16 protein-coding genes are annotated in these 17,313 nt (G+C 71.8%); 2 read left to right on the top strand and 14 right to left on the bottom strand.

What is annotated here, in order from left to right; all coding sequences use genetic code 11:
* Positions 1 to 232: 232 nt before the first annotated feature.
* The gene (gene hisS, locus ABZ457_RS19095) at positions 233 to 1,495 is read right to left on the bottom strand and encodes a histidine--tRNA ligase (RefSeq protein WP_359158740.1); all 1,263 of its coding nucleotides are present in this window, start codon (positions 1,493 to 1,495) and stop codon (positions 233 to 235) included.
* 15 nt (positions 1,496 to 1,510) lie between these two features.
* A complete protein-coding gene (locus tag ABZ457_RS19090) occupies positions 1,511 to 2,221 on the bottom strand; it encodes an MBL fold metallo-hydrolase (protein ID WP_359158739.1) in 711 nt (236 codons plus the stop codon).
* 232 nt (positions 2,222 to 2,453) lie between these two features.
* On the opposite strand from ABZ457_RS19090, the gene ABZ457_RS19085 reads away from it, so the two are divergent.
* Both ABZ457_RS19085 and ABZ457_RS19080 read left to right on the top strand, forming a co-directional pair.
* Positions 2,454 to 3,242 carry a peptidylprolyl isomerase gene (locus ABZ457_RS19085; protein WP_359158738.1) on the top strand — a complete coding sequence of 263 codons (789 nt, stop codon included), beginning with the start codon at positions 2,454 to 2,456 and terminating at the stop codon, positions 3,240 to 3,242.
* A gap of 259 nt (positions 3,243 to 3,501) precedes the next feature.
* Positions 3,502 to 4,731 (top strand): DUF349 domain-containing protein, encoded by a 1,230-nt coding sequence (locus ABZ457_RS19080; protein WP_359158737.1) that lies wholly within the window; start codon positions 3,502 to 3,504, stop codon positions 4,729 to 4,731.
* A 73-nt stretch (positions 4,732 to 4,804) separates the two neighbouring features.
* Here the strand turns inward: ABZ457_RS19080 and ABZ457_RS19075 are convergent, their stop codons facing one another.
* The 12 genes from ABZ457_RS19075 to ABZ457_RS19020 all read right to left on the bottom strand — a co-directional run bounded on the left by ABZ457_RS19075 (position 4,805) and on the right by ABZ457_RS19020 (position 17,283).
* Entirely contained in the window at positions 4,805 to 7,270 is a 2,466-nt protein-coding gene (locus ABZ457_RS19075; RefSeq protein WP_359158736.1) for a bifunctional (p)ppGpp synthetase/guanosine-3',5'-bis(diphosphate) 3'-pyrophosphohydrolase, read from the bottom strand.
* A gap of 292 nt (positions 7,271 to 7,562) precedes the next feature.
* On the bottom strand, positions 7,563 to 8,126 hold the full coding sequence (locus tag ABZ457_RS19070; RefSeq protein WP_359158735.1) for an adenine phosphoribosyltransferase: 564 nt from the start codon (positions 8,124 to 8,126) through the stop codon (positions 7,563 to 7,565).
* A complete protein-coding gene (gene secF / locus ABZ457_RS19065) occupies positions 8,123 to 9,235 on the bottom strand; it encodes a protein translocase subunit SecF (RefSeq protein ID WP_359158734.1) in 1,113 nt (370 codons plus the stop codon). The genes ABZ457_RS19070 and secF overlap by 4 nt, the downstream gene beginning before the upstream one ends.
* Before the next feature lies 1 nt (position 9,236).
* Positions 9,237 to 11,054: a protein translocase subunit SecD gene (gene secD / locus ABZ457_RS19060; RefSeq protein WP_359158733.1), complete on the bottom strand. Its 1,818-nt coding sequence runs from the start codon at positions 11,052 to 11,054 to the stop codon at positions 9,237 to 9,239.
* Positions 11,055 to 11,201: 147 nt separating this feature from the next.
* Positions 11,202 to 11,681 (bottom strand): preprotein translocase subunit YajC, encoded by a 480-nt coding sequence (gene yajC, locus ABZ457_RS19055; RefSeq protein WP_359158732.1) that lies wholly within the window; start codon positions 11,679 to 11,681, stop codon positions 11,202 to 11,204.
* Between the two features lie 165 nt (positions 11,682 to 11,846).
* A complete protein-coding gene (ruvB, locus tag ABZ457_RS19050) occupies positions 11,847 to 12,917 on the bottom strand; it encodes a Holliday junction branch migration DNA helicase RuvB (RefSeq protein WP_359158731.1) in 1,071 nt (356 codons plus the stop codon).
* 57 nt (positions 12,918 to 12,974) lie between these two features.
* A complete protein-coding gene (gene ruvA, locus ABZ457_RS19045; protein WP_359158730.1) occupies positions 12,975 to 13,586 on the bottom strand; it encodes a Holliday junction branch migration protein RuvA in 612 nt (203 codons plus the stop codon).
* On the bottom strand, positions 13,583 to 14,125 hold the full coding sequence (ruvC, locus tag ABZ457_RS19040) for a crossover junction endodeoxyribonuclease RuvC (RefSeq protein WP_359158729.1): 543 nt from the start codon (positions 14,123 to 14,125) through the stop codon (positions 13,583 to 13,585). Before ruvC ends, ruvA begins: the two co-directional genes overlap by 4 nt.
* Before the next feature lie 163 nt (positions 14,126 to 14,288).
* Positions 14,289 to 15,041 (bottom strand): YebC/PmpR family DNA-binding transcriptional regulator, encoded by a 753-nt coding sequence (locus ABZ457_RS19035; RefSeq protein ID WP_359158728.1) that lies wholly within the window; start codon positions 15,039 to 15,041, stop codon positions 14,289 to 14,291.
* 62 nt (positions 15,042 to 15,103) lie between these two features.
* Positions 15,104 to 15,688 carry a pyridoxal 5'-phosphate synthase glutaminase subunit PdxT gene (gene pdxT / locus ABZ457_RS19030; RefSeq protein ID WP_359158727.1) on the bottom strand — a complete coding sequence of 195 codons (585 nt, stop codon included), beginning with the start codon at positions 15,686 to 15,688 and terminating at the stop codon, positions 15,104 to 15,106.
* A complete protein-coding gene (pdxS, locus tag ABZ457_RS19025; RefSeq protein ID WP_359158726.1) occupies positions 15,688 to 16,617 on the bottom strand; it encodes a pyridoxal 5'-phosphate synthase lyase subunit PdxS in 930 nt (309 codons plus the stop codon). Before pdxS ends, pdxT begins: the two co-directional genes overlap by 1 nt.
* Positions 16,618 to 16,788: 171 nt before the next feature.
* Positions 16,789 to 17,283 (bottom strand): hypothetical protein, encoded by a 495-nt coding sequence (locus ABZ457_RS19020; RefSeq protein ID WP_359158742.1) that lies wholly within the window; start codon positions 17,281 to 17,283, stop codon positions 16,789 to 16,791.
* Positions 17,284 to 17,313 lie beyond the last annotated feature (30 nt).

Genomic DNA, 17,313 nt, shown 5'->3' with positions numbered 1-17,313 from the left:
AGCTTGAACTTGTCCAGCGTGATCACCCACGCCGCCAGCAGACCCGCCGCCCCGGTCACCACCAGCAGCCACCCCAGCGCCCGGCTCGCACCGATCGTCCCCTTGCCGGGGTCGTCCTGGGCGCCGGCGGGCGCGTCGTGGGCAGTCGCAGAGGTCATGTCGCGTTCCATCGTTTCGCCGGTGGGCTGGAGCAGCCGTGCTGGAGCAGCCATTCTTGCGGATGCCGGGAGCCTCAGGCGAACTTCGCCCTCAGCTCCGAGACCACGGTCTCCAGCGGCACCGCCTGCTGCTCGCCGGACTCCATGTTCTTGAGCTGCACCACGCCCTCCGCGAGATCGCGTTCGCCGGCGACCAGGGCGTACGGGGCGCCGGAGCGGTTGGCGTTCTTCATGGCGCCCTTGAGGCCCTTGCCGCCGTACGAGAAGTCCGCCGCCACGCCCGCCCGGCGCAGCTCGGTGACCACGCCGAAGAGGACCCGCCGGGCCTCCTCGCCGAGCGGCACCGCGTAGACGCCGGTGGTGGACGGGATCTCCAGGGCGATGCCCTCGGCCTCCAGGGCGAGGACCGTGCGGTCCACGCCGAGGGCCCAGCCGACGGACGGCAGCGCGGGGCCGCCGATCATCTCGGAGAGGCCGTCGTAGCGGCCGCCGCCGCCCACCGCCGACTGCGAGCCGAGGCCGTCGTGGACGAACTCGAAGGTGGTGCGCGTGTAGTAGTCGAGCCCGCGGACCAGCTTGACGTCGTCCTCGAAGGCCACCCCGGCGGTGGTCAGCAGGGCGCGGACCTCCTCGTGGTACGCCTTGCAGGCGTCGCACAGGTAGTCGCGCAGCTGCGGTGCGCCCACGAGTTGCTTCTGCACCTCGGAGCGCTTGTCGTCGAGGACGCGCAGCGGGTTGATCTCGACCCGGCGGCGGGTGTCCTCGTCGAGGTCCAGGTCGCGCAGGAAGCCCTGGAGGGCCTCCCGGTAGACCGGGCGGCACTCGCGGTCGCCGAGGGAGTTGAGCAGGATGCGGAAGTTCCGCAGCCCCAGGGAGCGGTACGCCTGGTCGGCCAGGATGATCAGCTCGGCGTCCAGGGCCGGGTCCTCGGTGCCGATCGCCTCGGCGCCCACCTGGGAGAAGTGGCGGTAGCGGCCGGCCTGCGGCTTCTCGTAGCGGTAGTAGGAGCCCGAGTACCAGAGCTTGACCGGCAGGTTGCCGGCCTTGTGCAGGTTGGCCTCCAGAGCGGCCCGCAGCACGGAGGCGGTGCCCTCCGGGCGCAGGGCGAGGCGGTCGCCGCCCTTGGTCTCGAAGGCGTACATCTCCTTGCTGACGATGTCGGTGGACTCGCCGACACCGCGCGCGAACAGCTCCACGTTCTCGAAGCCGGGGGTCTCGACGTAGCCGTAGCCGGAGTTCCGCAGCGGGGTGGAGATGGCGTCACGGACCGCGAGGAAGGTCGCGGAGCGCGGCGGGATCAGGTCGTAGGTGCCCTTGGGGGCCTGGAAAGTCGTCACGGGACGTTTCTCTCGTCACATTCCTCGTCGGGGAGCGCCCTGGGTGCTCCCGAGGCCGGCGGCCACCTCGCGCAGATACGGGTTGGTGGTTCGCTCGCGGCCGATGGTCGTCTGGGGGCCGTGGCCGGAGAGGACCACGGTGGAGTCGTCGAGGGGCAGGCACACGCGGGCGAGCGAGGCGAGCATGTCGTCCATGTCGCCGCCCGGCAGGTCCGTGCGTCCGATGGAGCCGGCGAACAGCAGGTCGCCCGAGAAGAACACGGACGGCACGTCCGCGGCCTCGGGCATCCGGAAGGTCACCGACCCCTTGGTATGGCCCGGCGCGTGCGCGACGGAGAACTCCATTCCGGCCAGTTCCAGCGCCGTGCCGTCGGCCAGCTCATGGACGTCGTCGGGCTCCCCCACGGTCAGCTCGCCCATGAGGGGCATCCCGATGGAGCGGCCGAGGGCCTTCTCCGGGTCGCTCAGCATGTAGCGGTCCTCGGGGTGGATCCACGCCGGGACGTCGTGCGCGCCGCAGACGGGGACGACGGAGGCGACATGGTCGATGTGGCCGTGGGTGAGGACGACGGCGACGGGCTTCAGACGGTGCTTCCTGAGCGTCTCCTCGACTCCCTGCGCGGCCTGGTGGCCCGGGTCGATGATCACGCACTCCTCGCCTGCGGCGGGGGCGACCAGATAGCAGTTGGTCCCCCAGGCCCCGGCGGGGAACCCGGCAATAAGCACGATCGTCCTCAGTTCGGTCGGCACGTCGGTCCGCGCATTCGGCACAGCCGCGCCGAATGCGGCGGGAGCGGCGGGATGCGGCAGATCAGAGCCTACCGGCGCTGCTCATCACACAGCCAACCCGTATACGGTACGGGCAAGCCCGGCGGTCGGCATGACGCGGCGTGCACACCCAGGACCGGTCCGGGCCCGGTCCGACGGCCCCAGCACACACCTCAAGGAGAAGACACCGGTGGTCACCAGCGATCAGCGGCGGCGGCAGCTCGCCCGGGAGAAGTTCGAGCGGCAGCAGAAGCGCCGGGAGGAGGCGCGCCGCAAGGGCAGGCAGCGCAACGCGGTCATCGCCTCGGCGCTCGCCGTGGTCCTCGTCGGCGGCGGCGCGGTCTACGCCCTCGGCTTCGGCGACGACGACGGCAAGAAGAAGGACGACTCGGCGGCCTCCGACCCCTCGCCGTCGCCCTCGCCGTCGGAGAGCAAGGCCCCCGGGCCGAAGATGACGATCGACAAGAAGGCGACGTACTCCTTCGACCTGAAGACCAACGAGGGCGAACTCGCGATCGCGATGGACGCGGCGAAGACCCCCCACACGGTGAACTCCTTCAAGTCCCTCGCCGACAAGGGCTACTTCGACGGCACCAAGTGCCACCGCCTCACCACCGCGGGGATCTTCGTCCTCCAGTGCGGCGACCCCAAGGGCGACGGCACCGGCGGCCCCGGCTACACCATCCCGGACGAGAACCTGGACTCCCTCGGGAAGCCGGGCGCCGACGGCACGGTGACGTACAAGGCGGGCACGGTCGCGATGGCGAACACCGGGCAGCCGGGCAGCGGCGGCAGCCAGTTCTTCCTGGTCTACAAGGACAGCAAGCTGCCGCCCTCGTACACGCCGTTCGGCACGCTGGACGCGGAGAGCCTCAAGACCCTGGAGGCCGTGGGCAAGGCCGGTGTCGAGGGCGGCGCGACCGACGGGGCGCCGAAGAAGGCCGTCACCATCGAGAAGGCGTCCGTCCCCAAGGCGTGAGGCCGTGCCGCCCGCCGCGTGGCGCCCCGCGCCCACGGCGTGAGGCCCGCGCCCCCGCTCCGCGCCCCGGGCCGGGGGCGCGGGGCGGTGAATTCGGTCGCGCTGGGTGCGGACAGCCGGGCGGCCGGTCGCCTAGATTGGGCGGTGTGCGGCGCGGCGGACTGAAACGCGCCGCGGGCGGCGGGCGAGGCCCGTCCGGGAAACTGTGGACGATGCCCGGGGACGAACTCCCTCGCGGGCATCAGGTTGAGGAGGCGCTGTGAGCAGCGACCCGTGGGGCCGTGTCGACGAGACGGGCACCGTGTACGTGCGTACTGCCGAGGGCGAGCAGGTCGTCGGTTCGTGGCAGGCCGGCACTCCCGAGGAGGCGCTGGCCTACTTCGAGCGCAAGTACGAGGGCCTGGTGGTCGAGATCGGCCTCCTCGAGCGCCGGGTGAGGACGACCGACCTGTCCGCGAAGGACGCGCAGACCGCGATCGACCATCTGCGCCAGCAGGTGGACGAGCACCACGCGGTCGGCGACCTGGACGCGCTGCGCAAGCGTCTCGACGCCCTGGTGGCGACGGTCGAGAAGCGCCGCGAGGAGCGCAAGGCCCAGCGTGCCAAGCAGAGCGACGAGGCACGGCATGCCAAGGAGGCGCTGGTCGCCGAGGCCGAGGAGCTGGCGCAGAGCGAGCAGTGGCGCGCCGCGGGCGAGCGGCTGCGCGCCCTGGTGGACACCTGGAAGGGGCTGCCCCGCCTCGACCGGAAGTCGGACGACGAACTGTGGCACCGCTTCTCGCACGCCCGCTCGGCCTTCTCCAAGCGCCGCAAGGCGCACTTCGCCTCGCTGGACGCGCAGCGCGAGGAGGCCCGGCAGACCAAGGAGCACCTGGTCGCCGAGGCGGAGGCGCTGTCCGGGTCCACGGACTGGGGGCCCACGGCCGCCCGCTACCGGGATCTGATGACGCAGTGGAAGGCCGCCGGGCGCGCGCAGCGCGAGGCGGAGGACGACCTGTGGAACCGCTTCCGCGGCGCCCAGGACATCTTCTTCGCCGCCCGCAGCGGGGTCTTCGCCGAGCGGGACGCCGAGCAGGCCGAGAACCTCAAGCTCAAGGAGGAGCTCGCCACGGAGGCCGAGAAGCTGGTGCCGGTGACCGATCTGAAGGCGGCGCGTGCCGCGTTCCGGTCGATCAACGAGCGCTGGGAGGCCGTCGGCCATGTCCCGCGGGACGCCCGTCCCAAGGTCGAGGGCCGGATGCACGCGGTGGAGCGCGCGATCCAGGAGTCCGAGGAGAAGGAGTGGCGCCGGACGAACCCGGAGGCGCGGGCGCGCGCCGAGGGTCTGACCGGTCAGCTCCAGGCGGCCGTGGACAAGCTCCGCGGGCAGATCGACACGGCCCGCGCGGCGGGCAACAACGCCAAGGCGGACAAGCTGGCCAAGGAGCTGGAGGGCCGCCAGGCCCTGCTGGACCAGGCCCTCAAGGGCCTCCAGGAGTTCGGCGGCTGACACACGTCACGCCGACCCACGGCGAGGGGCCCCGCACCGTTCGGACGGTGCGGGGCCCCTCGCCTGTGCGGATCTACGGCCTGCGGGCGGAGGTCACGCGGTACACGTCGTAGACGCCCTCCACGCCCCTCACCGCCTTGAGGACATGGCCGAGGTGCTTGGGGTCGCCCATCTCGAAGGTGAAGCGCGAGGTGGCCACCCGGTCCCGGGAGGTCTGCACGGCCGCCGAGAGGATGTTGACGTGCTGGTCCGACAGGACCCGGGTGACGTCCGAGAGGAGCCGGGAGCGGTCCAGCGCCTCGACCTGGATGGCGACCAGGAAGACGGAGGACTGGGTGGGCGCCCACTCGACGTCGAGAATGCGTTCGGGCTGTTGCGAGAGGGAGTCCACGTTGACGCAGTCCGCCCGGTGGACGGAGACACCGCTGCCACGGGTGACGAAGCCGATGATCGGGTCGCCGGGCACCGGGGTGCAGCAGCGGGCCAGCTTCACCCAGACGTCCTCGACGCCCTTGACCACCACACCCGGGTCGGCGCTCTTGCGGCGCTTGGCACGGCTGCGGGACGGCGGGGTGGACTCGGCGATGTCCTCGTTGGCCGCCTCCTCCCCGCCGAGGGCCTGCACCAGCTTCTGGACGACGCCCTGGGCCGCGACATGGCCCTCGCCGATGGCCGCGTAGAGGGAGGAGATGTCCGGGTAGCGCATCTCGTGTGCCAGCGTCACCAGGGAGTCGCCGGTGAGGATGCGCTGGATCGGCAGGTTCTGCTTGCGCATGGCCCGCACGATGGCGTCCTTGCCCTGCTCGATCGCCTCGTCCCGGCGCTCCTTGGAGAACCAGGCGCGGATCTTGTTGCGGGCCCGGGGGGACTTGACGAAGCCGAGCCAGTCGCGGGAGGGCCCGGCGCCCTCGGCCTTGGAGGTGAACACCTCCACCAGGTCGCCGTTGTCGAGGGTCGACTCCAGCGGCACCAGCCGCCCGTTGACCCGCGCCCCTATGGTGCGGTGCCCGACCTCGGTGTGGACGGCGTAGGCGAAGTCCACCGGGGTCGCGCCCGCCGGGAGCGCTATGACATCGCCCTTGGGCGTGAAGACGAAGACCTCGTTGCGGGAGAGGTCGAAGCGCAGGGACTCCAGGAACTCGCCCGGGTCCTCGGTCTCCTTCTGCCAGTCGAGCAACTGCCGCAGCCAGGCCATGTCGTTGACGGTGTCCTGGCCGGCGCTGCCCTTGGCCGCGCGCGGCACGTCGGTGCGCACCTTGGAGGTGCCGGCGACCGTCTCCTGCTTGTACTTCCAGTGCGCGGCGATGCCGTACTCGGCCCGGCGGTGCATGTCGAAGGTGCGGATCTGGAGTTCGACCGGCTTGCCGTTGGGCCCGATGACCGTCGTGTGCAGCGACTGGTACATGTTGAACTTGGGCATCGCGATGTAGTCCTTGAACCGCCCCGGAACCGGGTTCCAGCGGGCGTGGACCGTGCCGAGGGCCGCGTAGCAGTCGCGGACGGTGTCGACGAGGACGCGGATGCCGACCAGGTCGTAGATCTCCGCGAAGTCCCGGCCGCGGACGATCATCTTCTGGTAGACGCTGTAGTAGTGCTTGGGCCGCCCGGTGACGGTGGCCTTGATCCGGGCCGCGCGCAGGTCGCACTGGACCTCGTCGGTCACTATGGCGAGGTACTCGTCGCGCTTGGGGGCGCGCTCGGCGACGAGGCGGACGATCTCGTCGTACATCTTGGGGTAGAGGATCGCGAACGACAGGTCCTCCAGCTCCCACTTGATGGTGTTCATGCCGAGCCGGTGCGCCAGCGGGGCGTAGATCTCCAGCGTCTCGCGGGCCTTCTTCTCCTGCTTCTCCCGCTTGAGGTAGCGCATGGTGCGCATGTTGTGCAGGCGGTCGGCGAGCTTGATGACCAGCACCCGGGGGTCCTTGGCCATCGCGACGACCATCTTGCGCACGGTCTCCGCCTGCGCGGCCTCGCCGAACTTGACCTTGTCCAGCTTGGTGACGCCGTCCACGAGGAGGGCGACCGAGTCGCCGAAGTCGCGGCGGAGCTGGTCGAGGCCGTACTCGGTGTCCTCGACGGTGTCGTGCAGCAGCCCGGCCATCAGCGTCGCCGGGTCCATGCCCAGCTCGGCGAGGATGGTGGTGACGGCGAGCGGGTGCGTGATGTACGGGTCGCCGCTCTTGCGCTTCTGGCCCCGGTGCCAGCGCTCCGCGACCTGGTACGCCTTCTCGACCTGGCGCAGGGTGGAGGTCTCGATCTTGGGGTCGTTGCTGCGCACGATCCGCAGCAGCGGTTCGAGGACCGGGTTGTACGGCGACGAGCGCTGCACTCCGAGACGGGCGAGGCGGGCGCGCACCCGGCTGGAGGACCCGACCCCGCGGGAGCCGCTGGGCGGCATGGGCTTGGGCGCGGTCACGGGGACCGGGCTCACCTCGGGTGCCGCGGGCTTCGGCCCGGGCTTCGCGGGCGGGGGTGCCGCGGCCCGCTCGGGCTTCTGGTCGGCCTGCGCGGCGGCGGGCTGGGCCTCGTCTGGCAAGGGCGCTCCTCGTGCGGTTCCGGGTCCCCCGGTCAGGCCCGGAAAGCCCATGGTATCGATCCGGCCGTCCGGGTGCGTGCGGGGCCGCCGACCCGGCGCCCCGGCCGCCGCCGCCCGGTCACGGCCGGGGCGGCGTGGCCGGAAATCGCCGAATCCTGCCACCGGGAACGCCGAGGCGCCCCGGGGACTTCCCCGGGGCGCCTCGGACCGGTGCGGGCGCGCGGTGCGCGCCCCGTACCGGCTGTGTTCCGTCGCTCGCCGAGCGTGCTCGGCGAGCGTTCAGAGAAGCGGTTCAGAGCGTGATCAGGGCCTCCAGCGGGGCCCCGTCCAGGGCCTCGCCGAGACGGGCCCGGCCGCCGAGGAAGCCCAGCTCCATCAGGACCGCGACGCCCGCGACCTCCGCCCCGGCCCGCCGGATCAGCTGCAGCGACGCCTCGGCGGTGCCGCCGGTGGCGAGGACGTCGTCGATGACCATGACGCGGTCGCCCGCGTTCAGGTCCTCGGCGTGCACCTCGATCTCGGCGGTGCCGTACTCCAGCTCGTACGCCTGGGCCAGCGTCGCCCCGGGGAGCTTGCCCGCCTTGCGGACGGGGACGAAGCCGATGCCCGCGCGGACGGCGACCGGTGCGGCCAGGATGAAGCCGCGCGCCTCCAGACCGACGATCTTGGTGGCCGAGTGGCGCTCGCAGATGCCGGTGAGGGCCCGGGTGAGCGCCGTGAAGGCCACCGGGTCCGCCAGCAGCGGGGTGATGTCCTTGAACATCACGCCCGGCTTCGGGTAGTCGGCCACGTCCCGGATGCGGCTGAGGAGCAGCTCCCGGGTGGCGTCCGCGTTCTCCGTACCGTGGGCGCTCACCGGCGGCGGCCGCCCGTCGGACGGCCCCGGCCGCGGCCCCGCGGGCCGACGACCGCGCCGGCGGCGGCCGTGCCGTCGTCGGCGCGGTCCTGGCCGTCCGTCGCGTCTCCGGCGTCCGGCTCACCGCTCTCGCCCTTGGCGGCCGCGGACGCCCGCTTGGCGAGGACACGCTTCTTCAGGGCCTTCATCTGCGGCTCGCGCTCCTTGAGGTCGGCGACGAGCGGCGTGGCGATGAAGATCGAGGAGTACGCGCCGGCGGCGAGACCCACGAAGAGCGACAGCGAGATGTCGTTGAGCATGCCCGCGCCGAGGACACCGCCACCGATGAACAGCAGGCCGGCGACCGGCAGCAGGGCGACGACCGTGGTGTTGATCGAGCGCACCAGGGTGCTGTTGATCGAGCGGTTGGCGATCTCGCTGTAGGTCCAGCGGGTCTGTTTGGTGATGTCCTTCGAGGATTCCTTCAAGGAGTCGAAGACGACCACCGTGTCGTAGAGCGAATAGCCGAGGATGGTCAGCAGACCGATCACCGTGCCCGGGGTGACCTCCAGGCCCACCAGGGCGTAGACGCCGACGGTGATGGTGATGTCGTGGATCAGGGCGATCAGGGCCGCGATCGCCATTCTCCACTCGAAGGCGATCGCCAGATAGATCACCACCAGGATCATGAAGACCCCGAGACCCGTCCACGCCTTGTTGGCGATCTGCTCGCCCCAGCTCGGGCCGACCAGCTCCGCGTTGATCTTCTCGCGGTCGACGCCGAACTCCTCGGCCAGCTCCGTCTGCACCCGGTCGGCCTGCGCCGTGTCCAGCTCGCTGACCTGGATGCGCATACCGCCGGTGCCCAGCTCCTGGACGATGGCCAGGTGACCGGACGCCTCCTCGGCGACCTCCTGGGCCTGGGAGACCGAGACCTCCGCCTTCGGGGTGGTGAAGACGGCGCCGCCCTTGAACTCGATGCCCATGTTCAGGCCGCGGACCGCGAGGCCCACGATGGCGGTGATGGTGATCAGGATCGAGACGCCGTACCAGAACCTGCGCTTGGCGACGAAGTCGTAGCCGACCTCACCGCGGTACAGCCGGGCGCCGAGATTGCCGAGTCGCGACATCTCACGCCTCCTTCGGGTCGGTGGGGACGGAGACACGGCGGCCGCGGCGCAGCGGCGGCTTGGCGCCGAGCCGCGTCGGGTCGAGGCCGGACCACGGGTGGCCGTCCGCGAAGAACTTCCGGCGGGCCAGCAGCGTCATCAGCGGCTTGGTGAAGAAGAACACCACGACGACGTCGAGCAGGGTGGTCAGACCCAGCGTGAACGCGAAGCCCTGCACCTTGCCGACGGTGACGATGAAGAGCACCACGGCGGAGAGGAACGACACGAAGTCGGAGACCAGGATGGTGCGCCGGGCGCGCGGCCAGGCCCGCTCCACGGCCGGGCGCAGGGTCCGGCCCTCCCGGATCTCGTCCCGGATGCGTTCGAAGTACACGATGAACGAGTCCGCGGTGATACCGATGGCCACGATGGCGCCGCAGACGGCCGGCAGGTTCAGCGCGAAGCCGATGGCCGGGCCGAGGAGCGCCATCAGGGTGTACGTCAGGACCGCCGAGACCAGGAGGCTGAGGATGGCGATGAAGGACAGGCCGCGGTAGTAGACGACCAGGTACACGATGACCAGCGCGAGGCCGATGGCGCCCGCGATCAGACCGGCCTGGAGCTGCTCGCCGCCGAGGGCCGCGGTCACGGTGGTGACGCTGGACTCCTGGAAGGTGAGCGGCAGGGCGCCGTAGGACAGGATGTTGCCCAGGTCCTGCGCGGACTCCTGGGTGAAGTCACCCGTGATCTCGGCGCTGGCGCTGAGGGTCTGGTTCACCTGCGGTGCGGAGACCACTTCGCTGTCGAGGACGATGGCGAACTGGTTCATCGGGGGCTGCTGCTGCGACAGGCGGCTGGTGATGGTGGAGAACTTCTTGGCGCCCTCGTCGGTGAACTGCATGGTGACCTTCCACAGGCCACGCTGCTGGTCGAGCTCGCCCTTGGCGTCGTCGACGTCCTTGCCGTCCACCTCGGCCGGGCCGAGGATGTACTTCTCCCACTGGTCGGCGCTGTTCTTGCCGCAGGCGACCGTGGTGTCACCGGGCTTGACGCCCTCGCCGAGCTTGCCGCGCACCTTGTCGTCGGCGCAGTTCAGCTCGGTGAACTTCTTCTCCAGCGCCGCCGACGCGGGGTCGTCGGACGGCTCGGGCGCGGGGCTCTCGGAGCCCTCGGGGCTCTTCGACGCCTCGGGCTCACCGGAGCCGGACGGGGAGGGGCTGGCGGCCGGGGCCTTGAGGCCCTCGGTGACCGCGCGGCCCTGGGTGGTGGGCGAGGAGGAGGGCGCGTTCGCCTCGGGCTTGTCGCTCGCCTTGTCGCCGGGCTCCTCGGACGGCTCCTCGGAGGGCTTGCCGGACTCGGGCTTGCCGGACTCGGGCTTGCCGGACTCCGAGGCGCTCGGGCTCGGGGCGGGCTGGTCGGCCGCGGGTGCGCCGGGCGCCACCGTCAGCACGGGCCGGAAGTACAGCTGGGCGGTGGTGCCGACCTGCTTCCGTGCCTGCTCGCTGTTGGTCCCCTTGGGGATGTTGACGATGATGTTCTCTTCGCCCTGCGTCTGGACCTCGGCCTCGGAGACGCCCAGGCCGTTGACGCGACGCTCGATGATGCCGACCGCGGTGTCCATGTTGGTCGGGTTGATCGCGTTGGGCGCGCCCGGCTGGTTCTTCGCCGTGAGCGTGATGGACGTACCGCCCGCCAGGTCGATGCCCAGACGCGGCGTGGTATGTCCTGACCAGAACATCCCGCCCGCGAGCGCGACCATGGCGATCAGGATCAAGACCAGGGTGCGCCCCGGCCTGCCCTGAGCCCCCGTGGGCTTTCGGCCCCTGTTCGGTGCTGCCACCTTCTCGATTCTCCCTGTCCAACCGCCTGCGCCGGGTGTGCGCCGAGGCGGCCACGAAGTGGTGTGGGGACCATCCCCCGAGATGCGTCGGCACGCTCCGGGGACCGCTCGGCGCCGGTCGGCGCCGCCCGCGGTCCCCGGTCGTGACTACTTCGCGTCGGTCCCGCCGTCGGTGCGGTCGTCCTTGCCGTCGGTCTTCTCGGCGCCGTCGGTCTTCTCGGCCTCGGCGTCCTTCGGCGCGGCGTCGTCCGCGTCCTTCTTCCCGAGGTCGATCCGCTCGGCGTCGCCGGCGTCGGAGCCGCCCGTCAGGGAGGAGGCGTCGTCGGGGACGACGGTGGTCTCGTCGTCGCCGTGGACGATGCGGTTGTACTCCTCGTCCGCGAGGACGGCACCGATGGAGTTCTTCGCGAAGACGAGGTGGACGCCGGGGGCCGCCTCCAGGAGGACCGTGTCGTCGTTGACCTCCTTGACGGTCGCGTAGAGGCCGCCGATGGTCCGCACGCCGGTGCCGGGCTGCATCGAGTCGCGCATCTGCGCGGCCTGCTGCTGCTTCTTCTTGGCGGAGCGGGTCATCAGGAACATGGCCCCGATGAGCACGATGAAGGGGAGGAGGGTCAAGATATCCACGGCGGGGAAGTCCTTCGCACGACCGCGCTGACGAACGGCCTGATCTACGGGGGTGGGCACGCCGTCCCTGGAAGGGCGGCATCGGCGGAGTCTAAGCGAGTCCGCATCACTGGAACAACGCCCAGCATCGCACCGTGGTTCCGCACCCGGCGAGTCTCCTCGCCGTCACGCCCCGAACAGACCCTGTTGTCCGCTTGCGCCCGGGGCCTGCTGCGGCGGCACCAGCCCGAGGTGCGCCCACGCGGCCGGGGTGGCCACCCGCCCGCGCGGGGTGCGGGCGAGCAGGCCCTCGCGGACGAGGAAGGGCTCGGCGACCTCCTCGACGGTCTCCCGCTCCTCCCCCACCGCGACGGCGAGGGTGGACAGGCCGACCGGTCCGCCGCCGAAGAGCTTCAGCAGCGCCCGCAGGACGGCCCGGTCGAGGCGGTCGAGGCCCCGGGTGTCGACCTCGTACACCCCGAGGGCCGCGGCGGCGGTCTCCCGGGTGATCCGGCCGTCCGCCTTGACCTGCGCGTAGTCGCGGACCCGGCGCAGCAGGCGGTTGGCGATGCGCGGGGTGCCCCGGGAGCGGCCGGCGATCTCGGCGGCGCCCTCGGCGTCGACGCGGACGTCCAGCAGCTGGGCGGAGCGGTGGATCACGCGCTCCAGCTCGGCGGGCTCGTAGAACTCCATGTGCGCGGTGAAGCCGAAACGGTCCCTCAGCGGGGGCGGCAGCAGTCCGGCCCGGGTGGTGGCGCCGACCAGGGTGAACGGGGGCAGCTCCAGCGGGATGGCGGTCGCGCCGGGGCCCTTGCCGACGATCACGTCGACCCGGAAGTCCTCCATCGCCATGTAGAGCATCTCCTCGGCGGGCCGGGACATCCGGTGGATCTCGTCGAGGAAGAGGACCTCGCCCTCCTGGAGGGAGGAGAGGATGGCCGCGAGGTCGCCGGCGTGCTGGATGGCCGGGCCGGAGGTGATCCGGATCGGGGCGCCCATCTCGGCCGCGATGATCATGGACAGGGTGGTCTTGCCGAGGCCGGGGGCGCCGGAGAGCAGCACATGGTCGGCGGTGGCGCCGCGGGCGAGGGCCGCCCTGAGGACGAGGTCGAGCTGCTCGCGGACGCGTTCCTGGCCGACGAACTCCTGGAGGGACTTCGGGCGCAGGGCCGCCTCGACGGCCTGGTCCTCGCCGTCGGCGGCGGGGCCGACGAGGCGGGTCTCGGTGTCGGCGGCGGTCTGGTCGTCCCGGTTCACGGTGTCTGCCTCTGCGGGTGGAGGGGGCGCGGTGGTCGGTAGGGGGCGGGGGCCGGGTCAGCGGGCCCGGTTGAGGCTCTGGAGGGCCGCCTTCAGCAGCGGGCCGACCGCCGGGTCGGCGCCCATCGCCTCCGCCTGCCCGGTGACCGCGGCGACGGCCTCGTCCGCCTCCCGGGTCGCGTAGCCGAGGCCGAGGAGGGCCGCGTGGAGCTGGTCGCGCCAGGACTGCGAGACGGCGGCGCCGATCGCGGGCCCGGCGGTACCGAGGGGTTCGCCGAGGCGGTCCTTCAGCTCCAGCAGCAGTTTCTGGGCGCCCTTCCTGCCGATGCCGGGGACGGCGGTGAGGGCCTTCTCGTCTCCCGTGGCGACCGCGAGGCGCAGGGCGTCGGGCCGGTGGACGGCGAGCATCGCCTGCGCGAGCCGGGGGCCGACCCCGCTCGCGGTCTGGAGCAGTTCGAAGACCTGGCGCTCGTCGTCGTCGGCGAAGCCGTAGAGGGTGAGGGAGTCCTCCCGGACGACCAGGGAGGTGGCCAGGCGGGCGTCCTGCCCGATCCGGAGGGCGGAGAGGGTGTCCGGGGTGCACTGGACGGCCATGCCGATCCCGCCGACCTCGATCACCGCGGTGGTGGGGGCGAGGGCGGCGACGGGGCCGCTCACGAAGGCGATCATGCGGTCCGGCCTTTCGGGGAGAGGGTGGCGCGGTGCGCGGCCACGGCCTGCTGGAGGCGGTTCTGGGCGGGGGCGCGCCAGATGTGGCAGATGGCGAGGGCGAGGGCGTCCGCCGCGTCGGCGGGCTTCGGCGGGGCGTCCAGCCGCAGCAGCCGGGTGACCATGGCGCCGACCTGGGCCTTGTCGGCCCGGCCGCTGCCGGTCACGGCCGCCTTGACCTCGCTGGGGGTGTGCAGGGCGACGGGCAGTCCGCGGCGGGCGGCGCAGAGCATGGCGACGGCGGACGCCTGGGCGGTGCCCATCACCGTGCTCACGTTGTGCTGGCTGAACACCCGCTCCACCACGACGATCTCCGGCCGGTGCTCGTCCAGCCACTGCTCGATGCCCCGCTCGATGCCGACGAGGCGCCGGCCCAGCTCCTCGTCGACCGAGGTGCGGACCACGCCGACGCCGCGCATGGTCAGCGGGCGGCCGGCGACGCCCTCGACGACACCGACGCCGCACCGGGTCAGCCCCGGGTCCACTCCCAGCACACGCACGACGGCCCCCTCCTTCCGCGCGGCCGCGGACCGCTCACCCGCTGTCCGCTCATCTGTTTGTGCAGGCTATCGGCTCGCACCGACAACGCGCGGACGGGCCGGCGGGGGTGTGTCCCCGCCGGCCCGTCCGACAGCGCGGCAGACGCGGTGCCCTGAGGGTGCGTCAGGCGTCGACCTTCTCCATGACCTCGTCGGAGACGTCGAAGTTGGCGAAGACGTTCTGCACGTCGTCGCTGTCCTCCAGCGCGTCGATCAGCTTGAAGATCTTGCGCGCGCCCTCCTCGTCCAGTTCGACCTGCATGGTCGGGACGAAGTTGGCCTCGGCCGAGTCGTAGTCGATGCCGGCCTCCTGGAGGGCGGAGCGGACCGCGACCAGGTCGGTGGCCTCGCTGAGCACCTCGAAGTTCTCGCCGAGGTCGTTGACCTCCTCGGCGCCCGCTTCCAGGACCGCGCCGAGGACGTCGTCCTCGGTCAGCTCGCCCTTGGGGACGAGCACGACGCCCTTGCGGTTGAACAGGTAGGACACCGAGCCCGGGTCGGCCATCGAGCCGCCGTTGCGGGTCATGGCGACGCGCACGTCGGAGGCGGCGCGGTTGCGGTTGTCGGTGAGGCACTCGATGAGGACCGCGACGCCGTTCGGGCCGTAACCCTCGTACATGATCGTCTCGTAGTCGACGCCGCCGCCCTCGAGACCGCCGCCGCGCTTGACCGCGGAGTCGATGTTCTTGTTCGGGACGGACTGCTTCTTCGCCTTCTGGATGGCGTCGAACAGCGTCGGGTTGCCCTCCGGGTCCGGACCGCCGGTACGCGCCGCGACCTCGATGTTCTTGATGAGCTTCGCGAAGAGCTTGCCGCGCTTGGCGTCGATCACGGCCTTCTTGTGCTTCGTCGTAGCCCATTTAGAGTGGCCGGACATCTGCCTGTCTCCTTCGCGTAACCCTTTACTGAACGAACCCGAGAGATCCTACCGGGATCGGGTCACCCGGCGGCGCGCACCATGTCCACGAAGAAGCCGTGCATCCGGTGGTCGCCGGTGAGTTCCGGGTGGAACGAGGTGGCGAGCAGCCGGCCCTGGCGGACGGCGACGACATGGCCGCCGTGCTCGGCGAGCACCTCGACCTCGGCGCCGGTGGACTCCACCCAGGGGGCGCGGATGAACACGCCCTCGACCGGGCCGACGCCGGTGACGTCGACGCCGGCCTCGAAGGACTCGTTCTGGCGGCCGAAGGCGTTGCGGCGGACGATCATGTCGATCCCGCCGAAGGTCTCCTGGCCGGACCGGGGGTCGAGGATCTTGTCGGCGAGCATGATCAGGCCGGCGCAGGTGCCGTAGACGGGCAGGCCGGCGGCGATCCGCTCGCGCAGCGGGCCGGTCATCCCGAAGAGGTCGGCCAGCTTCGACATGGTCGTGGACTCGCCGCCGGGGATCACCAGGCCGTCGACCTCGGCCAGTTCCTCGGGCCGCCGGACCGGCCTGGCCACGGCGCCCGCCGCGGCCAGGGCGATCAGGTGCTCGCGTACATCGCCCTGGAGGGCGAGGACGCCGATGAGCGGTGAGGTCATCACCAGCCCCGGTTCGCGTAGCGCTCGGCCTCGGGGAGGGTGTCGCAGTTGATGCCGACCATGGCCTCGCCCAGGTTGCGGGAGGCGTCGGCGACGATCTTGGGGTCGTCGAAGAAGGTGGTGGCCTTCACGATGGCGGCAGCGCGCTTGGCCGGGTCGCCGGACTTGAAGATGCCGGAGCCGACGAAGACGCCCTCGGCGCCGAGCTGGCGCATCAGGGCGGCGTCCGCGGGGGTGGCCACACCGCCGGCGGAGAAGAGGACGACGGGGAGCTTGCCCAGCTCGGCGACCTCCTTGACCAGCTCGTAGGGGGCGCGCAGGTCCTTGGCGGCGGCGTACAGCTCGTTGTTGTCGAAGCCGCGCAGGCGGGCGATCTCGTTCTTGATCTGGCGGAGGTGGCGGACGGCCTCGACGACGTTGCCGGTGCCGGCCTCGCCCTTGGAGCGGATCATGGCCGCGCCCTCGGCGATCCGGCGCAGGGCCTCGCCCAGGTTGGTGGCGCCGCAGACGAACGGGGTGGTGAAGGCCCACTTGTCGGAGTGGTTGACCTCGTCGGCCGGGGTCAGCACCTCGGACTCGTCGATGTAGTCCACACCGAGGGACTGGAGGACCTGGGCCTCGACGAAGTGGCCGATCCGGGACTTGGCCATGACCGGGATGGAGACGGCCTCGATGATGCCCTCGATCATGTCCGGGTCGGACATCCGGGCCACGCCGCCGTCCTTGCGGATGTCCGCCGGGACCCGCTCCAGCGCCATGACCGCGACGGCGCCCGCGTCCTCGGCGATCTTCGCCTGCTCGGGCGTGACGACGTCCATGATCACGCCGCCCTTGAGCTGCTCGGCCATGCCGCGCTTGACGCGGGAGGTGCCGGTCGCCGGGGTGTCGACGGACTGCGGGGTGGGGTTGACGGACACGGGGGACCTCATTCGGTGACGACGGTGTGGAGCGTCACCGATGGAACCGGGCCGGACCAGTCCACATCAAGGGCCAATGGTGAGGCGGTGGATCGTTTTTTCGGGCTTTGTCGGCGGAGGCCGCGCGGCGGCGGGCGGGTGGCGGGCCGTCGGCGGGCGGGTGGCGGGCCGTCGGCGGCGGGTTCAGGCCGGGCGGTCCGCGAGGGCCGTGGGGGGCTCGTCGTCCATCTCGAAGGCCAGCGGGAACGGGGCGTGGCCCGCCAGCCGGAACCAGCGCACCTTGCGGTGCCGGCGCAGGGCGCGGGCCGCGCGGACCGCGTCGTTGTGGAAGCGGCGGGCCATGGGGACGCGCCGTACCGCCTGCGCGAGTTCGTCGGCCGCGTCCTCGCCGCCGGGCACCGCGCGCACCACCTCGACCTGTTCGCTCTCGCCGAAGACCGCGCGCAGCGCGGCGCTCAACTCGCTCTCGGCGACCTCCCGGTGCTCCTCCTCGGCCTGCCGGGCGTCGTGGGCGGCCTCGTAGAGGACGATCGACGCGGCAGGGTCGAGGACACCGGAGGTGGCGAGCTCCTGCGCCACGGAGGCGCGGCGCAGCAACTGGGCGTCGAGGGCGGCGCGGGCGGCGTCGATCCGGGCGTGCAGCCGGTCGAGCCGCCCGGCGGTCCAGCTCAGGTACATGCCGACGGCGACCAGGGCGACGACGATCCA

The organism is Streptomyces sp. NPDC005805 (assembly GCF_040630445.1).
In the GTDB taxonomy this organism is placed as follows: domain Bacteria; phylum Actinomycetota; class Actinomycetes; order Streptomycetales; family Streptomycetaceae; genus Streptomyces.
The sequence above is the reverse complement of the archived record's forward strand: the minus strand, read 5'-3'. Positions and strand labels throughout refer to the sequence as shown.